18 protein-coding genes are annotated in these 17,398 nt (G+C 33.6%); 17 read left to right on the forward strand and 1 reads right to left on the reverse strand.

Annotated elements, in window-relative coordinates; all coding sequences use genetic code 11:
* The first annotated feature begins 10 nt into the window (after positions 1 to 10).
* The gene (locus tag AC3Y25_RS06595; RefSeq protein WP_095929074.1) at positions 11 to 643 is read left to right on the forward strand and encodes an NAD(P)H-dependent oxidoreductase; all 633 of its coding nucleotides are present in this window, start codon (positions 11 to 13) and stop codon (positions 641 to 643) included.
* 39 nt (positions 644 to 682) lie between these two features.
* Positions 683 to 1,249: a YceI family protein gene (locus AC3Y25_RS06600; RefSeq protein ID WP_095929075.1), complete on the forward strand. Its 567-nt coding sequence runs from the start codon at positions 683 to 685 to the stop codon at positions 1,247 to 1,249.
* A gap of 381 nt (positions 1,250 to 1,630) precedes the next feature.
* Here the strand turns inward: AC3Y25_RS06600 and AC3Y25_RS06605 are convergent, their stop codons facing one another.
* A complete protein-coding gene (locus tag AC3Y25_RS06605; RefSeq protein ID WP_427874866.1) occupies positions 1,631 to 1,867 on the reverse strand; it encodes a hypothetical protein in 237 nt (78 codons plus the stop codon).
* 229 nt (positions 1,868 to 2,096) lie between these two features.
* Between AC3Y25_RS06605 and AC3Y25_RS06610 the strand changes: the two genes are divergently transcribed.
* From AC3Y25_RS06610 to AC3Y25_RS06680, 15 genes are all read left to right on the forward strand, one after another.
* Positions 2,097 to 3,377, forward strand: coding sequence for a hypothetical protein (locus tag AC3Y25_RS06610; RefSeq protein ID WP_489902180.1), 1,281 nt, complete (start codon positions 2,097 to 2,099; stop codon positions 3,375 to 3,377).
* 299 nt (positions 3,378 to 3,676) lie between these two features.
* The gene (locus AC3Y25_RS06615) at positions 3,677 to 5,077 is read left to right on the forward strand and encodes an anthranilate synthase component I family protein (protein WP_489902181.1); all 1,401 of its coding nucleotides are present in this window, start codon (positions 3,677 to 3,679) and stop codon (positions 5,075 to 5,077) included.
* Positions 5,078 to 5,158: 81 nt separating this feature from the next.
* Positions 5,159 to 5,602 (forward strand): hypothetical protein, encoded by a 444-nt coding sequence (locus tag AC3Y25_RS06620; RefSeq protein WP_489902182.1) that lies wholly within the window; start codon positions 5,159 to 5,161, stop codon positions 5,600 to 5,602.
* Between the two features lie 97 nt (positions 5,603 to 5,699).
* Entirely contained in the window at positions 5,700 to 6,266 is a 567-nt protein-coding gene (locus AC3Y25_RS06625; RefSeq protein WP_489902183.1) for an anthranilate synthase component II, read from the forward strand.
* An 82-nt stretch (positions 6,267 to 6,348) separates the two neighbouring features.
* Positions 6,349 to 7,341 carry an anthranilate phosphoribosyltransferase gene (gene trpD, locus AC3Y25_RS06630; RefSeq protein WP_489902184.1) on the forward strand — a complete coding sequence of 331 codons (993 nt, stop codon included), beginning with the start codon at positions 6,349 to 6,351 and terminating at the stop codon, positions 7,339 to 7,341.
* 73 nt (positions 7,342 to 7,414) lie between these two features.
* The gene (gene trpC / locus AC3Y25_RS06635; RefSeq protein ID WP_489902185.1) at positions 7,415 to 8,200 is read left to right on the forward strand and encodes an indole-3-glycerol phosphate synthase TrpC; all 786 of its coding nucleotides are present in this window, start codon (positions 7,415 to 7,417) and stop codon (positions 8,198 to 8,200) included.
* A gap of 144 nt (positions 8,201 to 8,344) precedes the next feature.
* On the forward strand, positions 8,345 to 8,977 hold the full coding sequence (locus AC3Y25_RS06640) for a phosphoribosylanthranilate isomerase (RefSeq protein ID WP_489902186.1): 633 nt from the start codon (positions 8,345 to 8,347) through the stop codon (positions 8,975 to 8,977).
* Positions 8,978 to 8,989: 12 nt separating this feature from the next.
* Positions 8,990 to 10,171, forward strand: coding sequence for a tryptophan synthase subunit beta (gene trpB, locus AC3Y25_RS06645; RefSeq protein ID WP_132989783.1), 1,182 nt, complete (start codon positions 8,990 to 8,992; stop codon positions 10,169 to 10,171).
* Positions 10,172 to 10,251: 80 nt separating this feature from the next.
* Positions 10,252 to 10,572: a gamma-glutamylcyclotransferase family protein gene (locus AC3Y25_RS06650; protein WP_202006225.1), complete on the forward strand. Its 321-nt coding sequence runs from the start codon at positions 10,252 to 10,254 to the stop codon at positions 10,570 to 10,572.
* A gap of 6 nt (positions 10,573 to 10,578) precedes the next feature.
* Positions 10,579 to 11,316 carry a carbon-nitrogen hydrolase family protein gene (locus tag AC3Y25_RS06655; RefSeq protein WP_489902187.1) on the forward strand — a complete coding sequence of 246 codons (738 nt, stop codon included), beginning with the start codon at positions 10,579 to 10,581 and terminating at the stop codon, positions 11,314 to 11,316.
* Between the two features lie 206 nt (positions 11,317 to 11,522).
* Positions 11,523 to 12,284: a tryptophan synthase subunit alpha gene (gene trpA, locus AC3Y25_RS06660; RefSeq protein ID WP_489902188.1), complete on the forward strand. Its 762-nt coding sequence runs from the start codon at positions 11,523 to 11,525 to the stop codon at positions 12,282 to 12,284.
* Between the two features lie 314 nt (positions 12,285 to 12,598).
* Complete coding sequence (locus tag AC3Y25_RS06665) at positions 12,599 to 13,228, forward strand: TetR/AcrR family transcriptional regulator (RefSeq protein ID WP_202006228.1); 630 nt, start codon at positions 12,599 to 12,601, stop codon at positions 13,226 to 13,228.
* Entirely contained in the window at positions 13,218 to 14,537 is a 1,320-nt protein-coding gene (locus AC3Y25_RS06670; protein ID WP_489902189.1) for a TolC family protein, read from the forward strand. The genes AC3Y25_RS06665 and AC3Y25_RS06670 overlap by 11 nt, the downstream gene beginning before the upstream one ends.
* 12 nt (positions 14,538 to 14,549) lie before the next feature.
* Entirely contained in the window at positions 14,550 to 15,629 is a 1,080-nt protein-coding gene (locus AC3Y25_RS06675; protein ID WP_095929088.1) for an HlyD family secretion protein, read from the forward strand.
* A 5-nt stretch (positions 15,630 to 15,634) separates the two neighbouring features.
* Positions 15,635 to 17,221 (forward strand): MDR family MFS transporter, encoded by a 1,587-nt coding sequence (locus AC3Y25_RS06680; RefSeq protein ID WP_250837043.1) that lies wholly within the window; start codon positions 15,635 to 15,637, stop codon positions 17,219 to 17,221.
* Positions 17,222 to 17,398 lie beyond the last annotated feature (177 nt).

Genomic DNA, 17,398 nt, shown 5'->3' on the forward strand with positions numbered 1-17,398 from the left:
AATAAAAACTATGAGCAATTTCTTAGAAAATCAAAATTGGAGATACGCAGTCAAACAATATGATGCTTCAAAAAAGATATCAGATGCTGATTTAAATACATTAAAAGAAGCAGTAAGATTAAGTGCTTCTTCATACGGATTACAACCTTATAAAGTAGTTATTGTTGAAAATCCAGAATTAAGAGAAAAATTAAAAGGAGCAGCTTGGGGACAAACTCAAATTACAGATGCTTCTCACCTATTCATTTTTGCAAATGATTTAAGCCTTGACGGAGGTTCTGTTGATAAATACATCAACAATATTAGCGAAGTAAGAGGCGTTCCTGCTGAAGCTTTAGGCGGATTTAGCGATATGATGAAAGGTGTAATTTCAAATTTATCTGAAGACGCAAAACACATCTGGACGGCAAAACAAACTTATTTAGCTTTAGGAAACTTATTAAATGCAGCTGCCGAATTAAAAATTGATGCTACTCCAATGGAAGGTTTCAGCGCAGCTTCTTTCAACGAAATTTTAGGTTTTGACAAATTAGGTCTAAATGCTTCTGTAATTGCAACTGTAGGTTACAGACATGATGAGGACAAATCTCAACACCAGAAAAAAGTTAGAAAATCACACGAAGAATTATTTATCACTCTATAATTATTTATTAATCAAATTCAAATTTTAATTTTAAAAAACATGAAAAATTTAAAAACTATTGCAATAGCATTATTCGTAGCAGCTGCTAGTATCTCAGTAAATGCTCAAACTAAAAAAATCGACGTAAAAGCATCTACTATTAAATGGGTAGGTAAAAAAGTAACTGGAGAGCACTCTGGAACAGTAAACTTCAAAGAAGGTTCTGTAGTTTTCAAAGGAAAAAAATTAACTGGAGGAAGCTTTACAGTTGATATGACTTCATTAACTTCTACAGATTTAACTGGAGAATACCAAGGAAAATTAAACGGTCACTTAAAAGCTGACGATTTCTTCGGAACTGACAAATTCCCAACTTCAAAATTAGTTTTCAAAACTATCGGTGCAAAATCTGCTGACGTTTATACTGTAACTGCAGACTTAACTATCAAAGGAATCACTAAACCAGTAACTTTTGATATCACTGTAAAAGGAAACACAGCTACAACTGCTTTCAAAGTTGACAGAACTAAATACGATATTAAATACGGTTCAGGTAGCTTCTTCGACGGTTTAGGAGACAAAACTATCAATGACGAATTCGAATTGGCTGTAGCTTTAAAATTCTAATATTTCAAGCTTACTAATTCAGAAATACAATAAACCCCGACAGTTTAAAACTATCGGGGTTTTGTCATTTATGTACTTCTTTTAATTTTTACTGGGTTTTGTCTTGTATCAAATACATCTAAAATTTCAATTGAATTTTTCTTTAAATTAATCCAATAAATAATTTTATAATTTTTATAAACCAAATATCGTATCTCTTCAGAGTAACTTTCTAAAAGTTCTTCTTTTTGTCCTATCGCATTTGTTGAGTGTGGTTTTAATTTCAGAGTCTCTCTGGCAATTCCGACTACAAGTTTTTTGCAACAGTTAAACTAGCTTCCTTCTTATAATAATCAAAAATCTTTTTTAATTCAGCTTTAGCAAATTCAGTCCAATAAATTTTCAACTCCATTTCTCAATTTCAGAAATTAATTCATCAACATCTGTAATTCTTCCATTTTTTGAATCGTCTATAGAAGCATCTATTCGTTTATGAAATTCGGCAATAGACATTGGCTTTAATTCTAAATCTGCTTTAATTTCCTTTTTTAACAGTTTCTCAAATTGAGAAATTGCTTTCTCACTTTCGAGTTTAAGAAAGTCTCTAATAAAAATCACTTTTCGAGTATCTAAATCCATTTCTTTTATTTTTATCAAAGTTACAAATTATCTTCAAATGAAAATTCAATTGCAAATAATTTTGAAATAGGCATTTATGACCAAAAATACTTTAACTCTTTCCAAAATCTTAACATTCTTAATAATATAGTAACGCTTTCGTAATAAGCATCAGGACTTTGATTAACATACGGCTTCTATTTTTGGGACAATTAAAAAAAATCAAAAACTAGAAATTAAAATCATAGTTATGAAAACAAAATTACATTTTGCATCTATAATCTTCATTATCAGCTTTTTCGCACAAGCTCAACAACAACCAAAAGGAATCGTTGGAACTTCTAACTGGATGACTAACTGGACGAGCTTTAAACCAGCTGGTAATGATTATGGTGAAGCAACCAATATAATTGCTGGAACAATTGATAAAGACACTCGATTGTCAAAGCGTAATATTTACCATCTAGTTGGTGTTGTGTACGTTACAAATAATGCCACTTTAACAATCGAGCCTGGTACTGTAATACGAGGAGACGATAAAACTTGCGGAACTCTTGTAATTACAAATGGAGCTAAAATTATAGCTGAAGGATTAGAAACCGATCCGATTATTTTTACTTCTGAAAATGAAATCAACAATAGAAAACCAGGTGACTGGGGCGGAATTATTGTTTTAGGAAAAGCTCCGATAAACTCTCTTGGCGGTATTCATACATTGCCTTTCGATTTAGATCCAACCTTAAATCACTATGGAGGTCAAGATCCAGAAGATAACTCGGGAATTATTAAATACGTGAGAATCGAATATGCTGGAAGAAAATTAAGCGCTTCTAAAGAATTAAATGGTCTTTCTCTTGCTGGCGTTGGAAGAAAAACAATTGTTAGTCATGTTCAAGTTAGCTTTTCGAATGATGATTCTTTCGAATGTTATGGTGGAGATTTGAATCTGAGCAATTTGGTTTCATTTAGAACAACAGATGATGATTTTGATTTTACCCAAGGTGCTCAAATTAACATTAGCAATAGTATTGCCGTTCGCCATCCGTTTTCTTCAGATATTTCAGGTTCAAGATGTTTTGAGGTAGATTCATACGAAAAAGTTGCGGCTACAGACATGACTAAGAAAATGACTAAAATAAATGCCAACAATATTACATTGGTTAATTTAGAAGAAAACAATCAAGGTTTGGTTAGAGAATCTGCTTACATTAAAGAAAACACTTTTTTCAATTTAACCAATAGTGTAGTTTCTGGATTTGCTCCTTTTATTTTATTGGAAGGAAATATCGGAAATGGTGAAGCTAATCTATCAAAAATCACTTTTAAAAATGTAATTGCAAACAATTGTCAAGGAGAAATTGAAAGTGAATCTGGAAGCAATATTCCTGGCATAAAAAATTATTATGGTAACCCAGCTTACGGAATAGAGTATACAAAAATGAAACTTAGCGAGCTATTTGCTATTCCAAATATTAAAGGAAATCCAGATTTTAGACTAAATGTAAATAACACGGTAGCAAGTGGTAACTAAGGAGTTATAGAGATCCTTTGAATTAAAATTTAACAAATTTCACAAATACGAAAAGATTTTTTTCAAATTTTATGTACTCTAATTAAAATTACATTTATATCTTTGTGACATCAAAATAAAGAAATGAGAACAATTTTAAACAATACTTGGTGGTGGAGCAATTTACGTCAGACGTCGTGAACGAAGCTTCCTATGGTATTGTTAAAACTATAAAATATAAAGGGCTTGTCATCACGACAAGCCCTTTTTTTTGGATCAAATTGAAAATAAATTAACAGAACAACATAAAACTATATATTTTGAAACCATTTATTCTTAATACACATTACAAACAAATTCTGGCAGATACGGTAACGCCAGTAAGTATTTATTTCAAAATCAGAGATAAATTCCCAAATAGTTTATTACTAGAAAGTAGTGATTATCATGGAAATGACAACAGTTTTTCTTATATCTGCTGCAATCCGATTGCTACAATTAAAATAGAAAATGAAGTTATTTCTAAAACTTTCCCTGACGGAACTTCAGAAAAAATCAATATTGATGCTTCTACAAATATTCCTCAGGTAATTCAGGAATTTTCAAGTCAGTTTAAATCAGAAAAAAACGATTTTAAATTCATCAATAACGGTTTATTCGGATACATTTCTTACGATGCTGTTCGTTATTTCGAAAAAGTATCTATTGCAAAAAAAGACAATGCGACTTCTATTCCAGATATTTTTTATGCCGTTTATCAGAACATTATTGCAATCAATCACTTTAAAAATGAAGCTTATATTTTTTGCCATAGTCTAGACGGAAAAAACAATATTTCAGAAATCGAGCAATTATTACAATCTAGAAATATAGCTTCTTATAAATTTTCTAAAGAAGGCGAAGGTTTCTCTAACTTAACCGATGCCGAATTTAAAACAAATGTGGCTTTAGCCAAAAAACATTGCTATCGTGGAGATGTTTTCCAATTAGTTCTTTCTCGCCGATTTACTCAAGGCTTCAAAGGAGATGAATTTAATGTTTATAGAGCTTTAAGAAGCATTAACCCTTCTCCATATTTATTTTTCTTTGATTATGGAGATTTCAAAATATTCGGTTCTTCGCCAGAAGCACAAATTATTGTGAAAGATAGAAAAGCCGAAATTCACCCAATTGCAGGAACTTTCAAAAGAACTGGAAATGACGAACGCGATGCTCTTTTAGCAAAAGAACTTTCAGAAGATAAAAAAGAAAATAGCGAGCATGTTATGCTTGTTGATTTGGCAAGAAACGATTTAAGCAGAAATGGTCACGATGTCAATGTAGAAAAATATAGAGAAGTGCAGTTTTTCTCTCACGTAATACACTTAGTTTCAAAAGTTACGGGACGTTTACACGACAAAGCAACTACAATGCAAGTTGTAGCAGACACTTTCCCAGCAGGAACTTTGAGCGGCGCGCCTAAACACAGAGCAATGCAGTTAATTGAAGATTGCGAAAAAACAAATCGTAATTTTTATGGAGGTGCAATTGGAGTTATGGATTTTAGCGGCAACTTTAATCACGCCATTATGATTCGAACTTTCCTTTCCAAAAATCATCAATTACATTGTCAAGCTGGAGCCGGAATTGTAGCAAGTTCTGATGAAGAAAGCGAAATGCAGGAAGTCTATAATAAATTAAGAGCATTAAATACAGCGCTAGAAATGGCAGAGAAGATTTAGTCATCAGTGTTCAGTTTTCAGTCGCAAAACCTGAAACTTGAAACCTGAAACTTAAAACAATTAACCACAAACTATAAAACCATGAAAAAAGCAGTATCCATTTTAGTTTTAATCATTACGATGACATCTTGTAATTCAGAAAAAAAGCACAATCCGATTGAAGGAACCTGGCGTCTTATATCAGCTGAAACAACTGAGAAAGATTCGACTTTTTCAACTTTCAATACCAAAACAAAAATGATTAAGATTATTAACGATACACATTTTGCTTTTTTTAATCATGATTTAAAACACGGAAAAGATACAACAGCAGCATTATTCTTTGGCGGAGGCGGAAAATATACTTTAAAAGATAGTGTTTATACAGAATATTTAGAGTTTTTCAACAACCGCGATTGGGAAGACAACAAATTTGAATTTGTGGTGAAAGTTCAAAACGACACTTTAATTCAAAAGGGAATAGAAAAAGTAGAAAAATTAGGAGTAGATCGTGTTATCGTAGAAAAATACGTTCGAGAGAAATAAAATTTAGTTTCAAGTTTTACTTGTTTCAAGTTCCAAGTTCACCGTAGCTTTTAACTTGAAACTTGAAACCTGAAACTTTGAAACAAAAAACAACACAATGAAAAAGATTTTAGTTATAGACAATTACGATAGTTTCACTTACAATTTAGTGCACTATTTAGAGGATTTAAACTGCGAAGTTACCGTTTACAGAAACGACGAATTTGATATTGATGAAATCGCTTCTTTCGAAAAAATATTGCTTTCACCAGGACCTGGAATTCCAGATGAAGCTGGTTTATTAAAAGCAGTAATCGAAAAATATAGTCCGACAAAAAGCATTCTTGGGGTTTGTTTAGGGCAACAAGCCATTGGAGAAGTTTTTGGCGGAACGCTTTCTAATCTTGATAAAGTATATCACGGAGTTGCGACAAATGTAAAAACAGTAGTTTCAGATGAAATTTTGTTTGAAGGTTTAGGAAACGAATTCGAAGTTGGAAGATATCACTCATGGGTCGTAGAGAGCAATTTACCAGAAGATCTAGAAGCGACTTCTATTGACGAAAACGGACAAATTATGTCTTTAAGACACAAAACTTATGACGTGAGAGGCGTTCAGTTTCACCCAGAAAGTGTTTTGACTCCAAACGGTAAAAGGATTTTGGAGAATTGGATTAAGAGTTAGTGATCAGTATTCAGTCTCAGTTTACAGTCTCAGTAAAAAACTTAGAATCTCAGCATCTTAGAACCTTAGCAACTTTAAAAAAATGAAAACTATATTAAACAAATTAATCAACCACGAAGTGCTTACTAAAGAAGAAGCAAAAAACGTATTGATTAATATTTCAAGCGGTCAATACAATCCAAGTCAGATTTCGGCATTTTTGACTGTTTTTATGATGCGAAGCATTACAATTGATGAACTTTCTGGCTTTCGCGAAGCTTTATTAGATCTTTGCGTTCGTGTTGATTTATCAGCTTACAATACCATCGATTTATGCGGAACGGGTGGTGACGGAAAAGACACTTTCAATATTTCAACTTTAGCTTCTTTTGTATCTGCAGGAGCAGGAATAAAAGTAGCAAAACATGGAAATTACGGAGTTTCTTCTATTTCTGGATCCAGCAACGTGATGGAAAAAATGGGAATTAAATTTAGCAACGATCCTTCCTTTTTAGAAAAATGTATCGATCAGGCTGGAATCTGCGTTTTGCATGCTCCTCTATTTCACCCAGCAATGAAAAATGTTGGGCCAATTAGAAAAGAATTGGCGGTAAAAACATTCTTTAATATGCTAGGACCAATGGTAAATCCTGCATTTCCACAAAATCAATTGGTTGGAGTTTTCAACTTAGAATTGGCCAGAATGTATGCTTATTTATATCAAAATACAGATACCAATTTTACGATCTTACATTCGCTTGACGGATATGACGAAATTTCATTAACTGGTCCAACCAAAACAATTTCCAATCATATGGAGGGAATGTTGAATCCAGAAGATTTTGGTGTTCATCTTCTTTCTCAAACCGAAATTGAAGGAGGAAAAACAATTGAAGAATCTGCAGAAATTTTTACGAATATCATTTCTGGAAAAGGAAATGAAGCACAGAATAATGTAGTTTGTGCCAATGCTGCAATGGCAATTTCGACTGTTACGAAATGTTCTCCAAAAGAAGGATTTGAACTGGCTAAAGAAAGTTTATTGTCTGGAAAAGGGTTAAAAGCATTACAAAAATTACAAGAATTAAGCAGGTAAAAAATTGTTTCAAGTTTCAGGTTTCAAGTTGTTGGAACGAACCTGAAACTTGAAACCTGAAACAAACAAAACAATGAATATTTTAGATAAAATAATACTTGACAAAAAAAGAGAAGTTATTCTAAAGAAATCAATAATTCCCGTTTCTCAATTGGAAGCTTCTGTATTTTTTGGAAAACAGACTATTTCTCTTAGTCAGAAATTAAAAGAAAGCAATTCTGGAATTATCGCAGAACACAAGCGACGTTCGCCTTCAAAATCAATTATCAACAATAATTTTACAGTTGAAGAAGTAGTTAAAGGTTATGAAAATGCCGGCGCATGCGGAATTTCAGTTTTAACCGATGGCAAATATTTTGGCGGATCTCTTGACGATTTACTTTTAGCAAGAGCTTCAGTAAACATTCCGCTTTTGCGAAAAGAATTTATTGTGGACGAATACCAGATCTTAGAAGCAAAAGCCCACGGAGCCGATTTGATTTTGTTAATCGCAGCATTTTTAACGCGAGAAGAAATCAAATCTTTATCTGAATTTGCAAAAAGTTTAGATTTAGAAGTTTTGCTGGAAGTTCACAATCAAGAAGAATTAGAAAAATCAATTATGCCGACTTTAGATATGATTGGCGTAAATAACAGAAACTTAAAAACATTCGAAGTAAGCTTAGATTTCAGTAAAGAATTGGCTTCACAAATTCCGAATGATTTTGTTAAAGTATCCGAAAGCGGTATTTCATCAATTGAAGCCATTCAAGAACTTAAACCTTACGGTTACAAAGGTTTCTTAATTGGAGAAAACTTCATGAAAACCGATAATGCTGGTCAAGCGGCAACAGAATTTATTAACAAGCTAGGCCTATAAACGTTTGCCACAAAGTCACAAAGGCGCAAATTTAATTTGTGGGAGTTTATAAAATAATAAACTTAGTGTCTTAGCGCCTTTGCAACAAAAACAAAGAAAAAAAACTTAGTGTCTTAGCGCCTTCGTGGCAAAACAAATAAAAAAATGAAACTCAAAATATGCGGCATGAAATATCCAGAAAATATCCTCGAAGTAGGCGCGCTCCTACCCGATTATATGGGATTTATTTTCTGGGAAAAGTCCGCTAGATATTGCAACGGGAATGTTCCCGAATTGATAAAAACAATCAAAAAAGTGGGTGTTTTTGTCAATCAAAGTCAGGAAGAAATTCTGGAAAAAGTCGAAAAATACAACTTACAAGCAGTTCAATTACATGGGGAAGAATCAGTTGAATTTTGCTCAGTATTAAAAGAAAAACTTCCAAAAAAAATTGAAATTATTAAAGTCTTTTCGGCCGATGAGAATTTTGATTTTGAAATCACAAAACCTTTTGAAAATGTCTGCGATTATTTTCTATTTGACACCAAAGGAAAATTACCAGGCGGAAATGGAACAACTTTCGACTGGAGCATATTAAAAAAATACAATTCGAAAAAGCCTTTCTTTTTAAGTGGCGGAATTGGAATGAATGAACTAAAAGCCATTGAAGAAATTTCAAAAACCAAATTACCTATTTATGCTGTCGATGTAAATAGTAAATTTGAAATCGAACCAGGGCTAAAAAATAAAAATCTATTAAGCAATTTCAAGAGAAAATTTGATGTTGCCAACTTTTAAAATTTAAATAAAATGAGTTTTAACGTTAACGAAAAAGGATATTACGGAGAATTTGGCGGTGCTTACATCCCAGAAATGCTGTATCCAAATGTAGAAGAACTACGTCAGAAGTACTTAAGTATAATGGATGAACCTGATTTTAAAGCAGAGTTCAACCAGTTGCTGAAAGATTATGTTGGACGTCCTAGTCCGTTGTATTTTGCAAAACGACTATCTGAGAAATACAATACCAAAGTTTATCTTAAAAGAGAAGACTTAAACCACACTGGAGCTCACAAAGTAAACAATACAATTGGGCAAATCCTGCTAGCAAAACGTTTGGGTAAAAAAAGAATTATTGCCGAAACTGGAGCTGGGCAACACGGTGTAGCAACAGCAACAGTTTGTGCTTTAATGGGAATTGAATGCATTGTTTACATGGGCGAAATCGACATCGCACGTCAGGCACCAAACGTGGCGCGTATGAAAATGTTAGGCGCAGAAGTTCGTCCAGCGCTTTCAGGTTCAAGAACTTTAAAAGATGCTACAAATGAGGCAATTCGTGATTGGATTAACAATCCTGTAGATACACATTATATTATCGGATCTGCAATTGGGCCTCATCCTTATCCAGACATGGTAACACGTTTCCAAAGCATTATTTCTGAAGAAATTAAATGGCAGTTAAAAGAAAAAGAAGGTCGTGAAAATCCTGATTATGTAGTAGCTTGTATTGGCGGAGGAAGTAACGCTGCAGGAACTTATTACCACTTTTTACACGAACCAGAAGTTGGAATTATTGCTGTAGAAGCTGCTGGAAAAGGTGTTGACAGCGGACACAGCGCCGCAACTAGTAAATTAGGAAAAGTTGGGGTTATTCATGGCTGTAAAACGCTTTTAATGCAAACTCCAGACGGACAAATTACAGAACCTTATTCTATTTCTGCAGGTCTAGATTATCCTGGAGTTGGGCCTTTGCACGCCCATTTAGCACAAACAGGAAGAGGAGAATTTTTCTCAGTTACCGATGATGATGCAATGAATGCCGGTCTTCAATTAACAAAATTAGAAGGAATTATTCCAGCAATTGAAAGTGCACACGCTTTTGCAGTTTTAGATCAGAAGAAATTCAAGCCTACAGATGTTGTTGTAATAAGTCTTTCTGGTCGTGGCGACAAAGATTTAGATAATTATATAGATTACTTTAAATTGTAATAAAAATTGTAATTTGGGCGTTCAAATCCCGAAAGTTATCGGGAGTCTGTACGCTAACAAATAAAGAGAAAATCATAATTATGGAACTATTATTCTCCTACGGAACATTAAGATCGAAACAAATTCAGATGCAGATTTTTAATAAAGTTTTAAGCGGCAGTCCAGATCAAATACTGGGCTTCAAACTTAAAAGTTTACAAATTGAAGAAGAGTTTGGAATGGCAGATTATGTTGTGGCTGTACCAAGTGAAAGCTTGGAAGACATTATACACGGTGTTGCTTTTGAAGTTTCTAATCAAGAATTGTTAAAAGTAGATCAATTCGAGTCTAATTCATACAAAAGAGTTCAGGTCAAACTTCAATCAGGAAGAGTAGCTTGGGTTTATACAGAAAATAAATAATATAAAATGATTTTAGCGGCTGCGCAGACCAAACCAAAACGTGGAGATATATCTTCTAATTTACTAAATCATTATCATCTTATTGAATTGGCTGCTCAAAATGGCGCTAATTTAATTGCGTTTCCTGAATTATCTATTACGGGTTACGAAAGAGAAAATGCAGAAGCTTTAGTTTTTACAGAAGATGATTATAGAATTGATCACTTAAAAGAATTGTCGGTTAGAAATAATATTGTCATTATAGCTGGAGCGCCAATTCGAATAGATTCAAAACTATTTATTGGCGAATTTATTATAGCTCCAGATGATACTGTTTCTATTTATACCAAACAGTTTTTACATGAAGGCGAAAGCGATTTTTTCGATTCTACATTTGATTACAACCCTATGTTAACGATTGAGGATCAAAATATTTCTTTTGCAATTTGCGCTGACATTGACAATCCGCTACATCCAGAAAACGCAGCTAAAAATGATACCGATATTTATATCGCAAGTATTTTCTTTTCGCCAAACGGAATTCCGAATGCGTACAGCCATTTGCAAAATTATGCTGAAACACATAAAATGAATGTTTTGATGTCGAATTTCAGTGGAGAATCTTGGGGATCGCCATCAGCAGGCCAAAGTGCTTTTTGGAATAATAAAGGAGAATTAGTCGCCCAAATGAATGATTCGGATTCTGGATTGTTGTTGGTTGAAAAAAAAGGTAATGATTGGGAAAGCCAAATCGTAAAATTTTAAAATATATTGCCACAGATTAGAAAAGATTTTCTCTCGCAGATTTAGCAGATTAATAGAGATTTTATTAAAAGCATCTAAAAAAATCTGCGCAGATCAGCTTAAATCAATATAAATCTGCGTGAAATAAACTTTTAATCTTTGGCAAAAAAGAAAATATAAACATACCTACAAGGTTTTGAAAACCTTGCAGGAGAAAAAATATAAAAATGAACAGAATAACTCAAAAATTACAAGAAGATAAAAAGATCCTTTCGATCTATTTTTCTGCGGGATATCCGAATTTAAATGATACGGTGCAGATTATTCAGGATTTAGAAAAAAACGGAGTTGATTTAATCGAAATCGGACTTCCTTTTAGTGATCCTTTGGCAGATGGACCAACGATTCAGGCGAGTTCTACAACAGCGCTTCATAACGGAATGACAACGCAAATTCTTTTTGATCAACTGAAGAACATTCGCGAAAGCGTAAAAATTCCGTTGATTATCATGGGATATTTTAATCCGATGTTACAATACGGGGTTGAAGCTTTTTGCCAGAAATGTGCTGAAATTGGAATTGACGGTTTAATTATTCCAGATCTTCCAGTTGATGTTTATGCAGATGAATACAAAGCGATTTTTGAAAAATATGGTTTGATCAATGTTTTCTTAATTACGCCTCAAACTTCATACGAACGTATTCGTTTTATTGATAGCGTTTCAAACGGATTTATCTACATGGTAAGTTCTGCAAGTGTTACGGGATCTCAATCTGGTTTTGGAGATGTTCAAGAAAGCTATTTTGAAAGAATCGCTAATCTAAATTTAAAAAATCCTCAAATAGTTGGTTTCGGAATTTCTAATAAAGAAACTTTTAATCAGGCAACAAAGTATGCAAAAGGCGCTATTATTGGAAGTGCCTTTATCAAACATTTGAGTGAAAAAGGAAGCGGAAAAATTGAAGAATTTGTTGGAGAGATTCGATAAATACATCTGATTAAAAATATAATATCCGTTTAGTTTGTCATTTCGACGAAGGAGAAATCTTCGTTACAAAATCGACAAAGATTGGATTTCACTTTACGGAGCTACTTGTGGAGATTTCTCCTTCGTCGAAATGACAAGATTGCGAAAAAAAGCCTGAAAAATAGAGTTTTCAGGCTTTTTTATTTTAACTAATTAATGCCCGATTTAACATAAATTATCGAAAACGCTTTATGTTAATATTGTGTTAAAATAAAATTAAACAAGTGTTTAAATTAAACAAGTGTTTAATTTTGCATCCGATTAGAAACAATACCATGTCACACATCGAATTGAACGATAAAAAAATTCAGATTCTTAATGTTGCAGAAAGGCTATTTTCTGAGAAAGGATTTGAGGGTACATCGATACGGGATATCTCTAAAGAGGCCAAAATTAACATTGCTATGGTCTCTTATTATTTTGGTTCAAAAGAGAGATTACTGGAAGCTCTTATTTTTCACAAAACTGTCGATTTAAAACTACAACTCGAAAATTTATTACAAGAAGATCTAGAACCTCTTGAAAAAGTCAATAAATTAATCGAAATTTACATCAACAGAATTTGCCTTAACAAAGGGATTTACAGGGTTTTACACTTTGAACTTTATAACAAAAAGAGAGAAAAAAGCCTTCAAGCTTTTACTGAGCTCAAAAAAGGAAATTTAAAATCGGTTGAAAGCATTATTAAACAAGGCCAGGCTCTTGGGGTTTTTAGAAAAGATGTAAATATCCAGCTCATTACACCAACAATTATCGGAACCTTTTTTCACTTTCACATGAATCGCTCTTTCTTCGAAGAAATATTTGATTTAAAAACCGAAGAAATGTTTAACAATTACATTAAAAACGATCTTACAAAGCACATTCAACAAACTATAAAAGCGCTACTTGTTTATGAAAATTAGTCAATTAATGCTCTTTGGAGTTTTCTTTATTGGAATATCTTCAGTAGAAGCACAAGAAAAAACAAGTTTAACCTTAGGCGAAGCCGTGAAAATGGCATGGGAAAAGAGTGACGAAGTTACGCTTGCCAACACTAAGGTAAACACAAAAAAATACGAATTACAGACGGTTAAGAATAACCAATATCCTGATTTAAAAATATCTGGTCAGTATCAACGTCTTACAAAGGCTTCTATTGATCTACCAAATCAGGGTCAAAGTGCTTCTCTAGCTTCTCCAGACCGAGCAATGCTTGGTATGGCCAATTTAAGTTTACCAATTTTTGCAGGATTTAAAATACAAAGCAGTATTGATGCTTACGACAGTATGTATGAAGCTGAAACTGCAAACGCCGCAAAGACAAAGGAAGATGTTGCTTTAAGAGTAATTACTTATTACACCGCTTTATACAAAGCCCAAAAAACTTTAGATGCTCTAAACGAAAATCAAAAAAGTGCTAAACAACGTGTTACTGATTTTACAGAGTTGGAGAAAAACGGAATTATCCCAAGAAATGATTTATTGAAAGCGCAATTGTTAGTTTCAAAAACACAATTATCAATCGATGAAGCTAATAACAATATCAATAACATCAATTTCTATTTGACAACATTGCTTAAATTAAACCCAACTGCAAAAATACAGGTAAATGAGGATGATTTTTTCAATTTGAAAACGACTGGTGCACCTACAACAGATGCAATGGCTCTTGAAAACAGAAAAGATTTAGAAGCAATTCGTTTACAACAAAAAGCTTCTGAGGCAAGTGTTAAGATTGCAAAAGCAGGATACTACCCAACGCTTTCATTACTTGGAGGCTATACTGCTCTAGATCTTAAAGATATTATTACTGTAAAATATGCAATGAATTTTGGTTTAGGCTTATCTTATGATTTATCTGGAATTCTAAAAAACAGTGCACACGTAAGAGAGGCTGAAAGTAAAGCTCTTGAAGTAAAAAATACAGAATCAATCATGACAGACCGCATTAAAGTTGAAGTTCAAAAATCTATTGAAGATTATGACTTGGCTATAAATCAAAGTGTGGTTTACGAAGAAGCGCTTCAACAGGCTGCAGAAAATTACCGATTGGTAAAAGATAAATTTGACAACGGTCTTGCTGACACCAATGATTTGGTTGAAGCTGATGTTGAACAATTAAGTGCCAAAATCAACACTGCTGTAGCCAAAGCAACCATTATTCAAAAATATTACGAATTACTTTCAGTATCAGGACAATTATCACAATCATTCAATCTTTCTAAAATATAATCGATAGCTCTCATGGAAAAGAAAAAAACAAATAAAAAATTCATCATCATACTTGCAGTTCTGATTTTAGGAGGCGGAACTTACGGAATATCTAAATACCTACACGGTCAAGCTCACGAAGAAACGGATGATGCTCAAATCGAGAAAAAAATGAACCCGATTATCCCGAGAGTTTCAGGATATATCAGCAAAGTTTATGTGAAAGATAATGATTATGTAAAAAAAGGAGATACTTTATTTACTATTGACAAGAGAGATTATCAATTAAAGATTGATGAAGCTAATGCTGCTTTGTTAGGTGCTGAAGGTCAGTACGAAGCTGCAAAAGCTGATATTGGAAGTGCTTATGCAAGCATCTCAGTATCTGATGCTCAAATGAGATCTGCAACCGGTTCTATCGAAAGTGCAAGAATTAGATTGAGACAGCTTACAAACGATTACAACCGTTACAACAACTTGTACAAAACTCATACTATTACAAAACAACAATATGAGCAAGCTTTAACAGCAAAAGAAGAAGCAGAAAACCAAGTACGTGTTTTAGAGCAACAACAAAAAGCTACTTCTTACCAAAAATCTGTTATTCAGTCAAAATCTAAAGTTTCAGACAAACAAACAGAAGTTGCTGCAGCAAATATCAAAAAAGCAAAAACAATGCTTGATGTGGCTCACTTAAACCTTTCTTATACCGTAGTAACTGCTGCAATTGATGGTCAAGTTTCTAAAGTTGATATTCAGCCAGGACAATTGGTTCAGCCAGGACAATCTTTATTCTACATCATTAACAACAACGAAGCTTGGGTTGTAGCAAACTTTAAAGAAACACAATTAAACAAAATGGTTGTGGGACAAAAAGTAAGTTTAAAAGTAGATGCGTATCCAAACTATGAGTTTAAAGGTACTGTAACTTCTTTCTCACCTGCTACAGGATCTCGTTTTTCATTATTACCTCCTGACAATGCAACAGGAAACTTCGTAAAAACAATTCAGAGATTACCAGTAAAAATTAGTATAGATGAATCAAACGATCCTGAGAAAGTAAAACTTTTAAGACCAGGAATGAATGTTGATGTAGATGTACATTTGAAATAAAATAAATGGCAACAGCAGTACAAGATGACGATTTAGTAGAATACGGTTTTAGACGTGTTGTCATTACGATTACAGCAGTACTTTGTGCACTGCTGGAAATTGTAGATACTACGATTGTAAACGTAGCGCTAACTGACATGCGCGGAAGTCTTGGTGCTACCTTGACCGATGTGGCATGGGTAATTACAGCATACGCTATTGCGAATGTTATTGTAATTCCGATGACGAGCTGGCTATCGCAGCAATTTGGAAGACGTAACTATTTTGTGGCTTCCATTATAATATTTACAGTCTGTTCTTTTTTGTGTGGTAATGCCACAAATATTTGGGAGCTTGTAGCTTTCCGTTTCGTACAAGGTATGGGTGGAGGAGCTTTACTAGTAACAGCCCAAACGATTATTACAGAAAGTTACCCAGTAGCAAAACGTGGAATGGCACAGGCTATTTACGGTATGGGTGTAATTGTTGGTCCAACTCTAGGTCCTCCTTTGGGAGGATATTTAGTAGATAATTATTCCTGGCCTTATATTTTCTATATCAATATTCCGTTGGGAATTATTGCAACTATTTTGGCTTTAACATTTGTTAGAAGTCCGAAATATGGAGAAAAACTAAAAGCCAATCAGGTTGACTGGTGGGGAATCATTCTGTTGAGTGCCTTTATCGGTTCTTTACAATTCGTTTTAGAGCACGGACAGCAAGACGACTGGTTTAACGATTCACTTATTGTAACCTTAAGTGTTGTGACAGTTTTAGGATTGGTTCTTTTTATTTGGAGAGAGCTTACCTACAAACATCCGATCGTAAACTTAAGCGTTTTAAAAGATGGTAACCTTAGAATTGGAACTATAATGTGTTTTATTCTTGGTTTTGGTCTTTATGGTTCAACATTAATCATTCCGATTTACACGCAGTCTATTTTAGGATGGACAGCAACTGATGCAGGATTATTATTGATTCCTGGATCTATTACAACGGCGATCATGATGCCATTTGTGGGAAATATGATTCAGAAAGGTGTACCGCAAGGTTATATGGTTGGAGTAGGATTTTTAGTTTTCTTCTTCTTTACTTTTATGATGTATAGCCGAATGACACCAGATACAGGAGTTGAACATATGTATTGGCCTTTAATTTTAAGAGGTATTGGTTTAGGACTACTTTTCGTACCTATTACAACACTTTCTCTTTCTACTTTGAAAGGAAAACAAATTGGTGAAGGAGCAGCATTTACAGGAATGATGCGTCAGTTAGGCGGGTCTTTTGGTATCGCGATCATTACGACTTTCATCACACGTTTCAGCCAATCGCATAGAGTAGATTTAATTAATAACCTAGATCCTGCCAAGTTTGAAGTACAGCAACGAATTGCAGGAATGCAGCACGCGTTCATGGCAAAAGGATATAGTGCAGATGTTGCTTTGAAAAAAGCGTATCAAGCTATTGAAATGTCAGTCATGAAGCAAAGTACTGTAATGGCATATATGGATATTTTCCTTTATTTAGGAATCATGTTTTTATGTTGCATACCGATTATTCTCTTTATTAAAAAAGGGAAGAACAAAATTAGTGCAGCCGACGCAATGCATTAATGATAATAATAATTTTATAATACGCATAAACGCCGAATTCTTAATTGAATTCGGCGTTGTTTTTTATTTTAATTTTAACCGCAAAGGACGCAAAGATTATATTTTTAAGAGGCCAAAAAACGCAAAGTTCGCAAAGCTTTATCATAAAAAACTTTGCGAACTTTGCGTTAAACTTTG

This window comes from Flavobacterium sp. LK-23, from assembly GCF_058135255.1.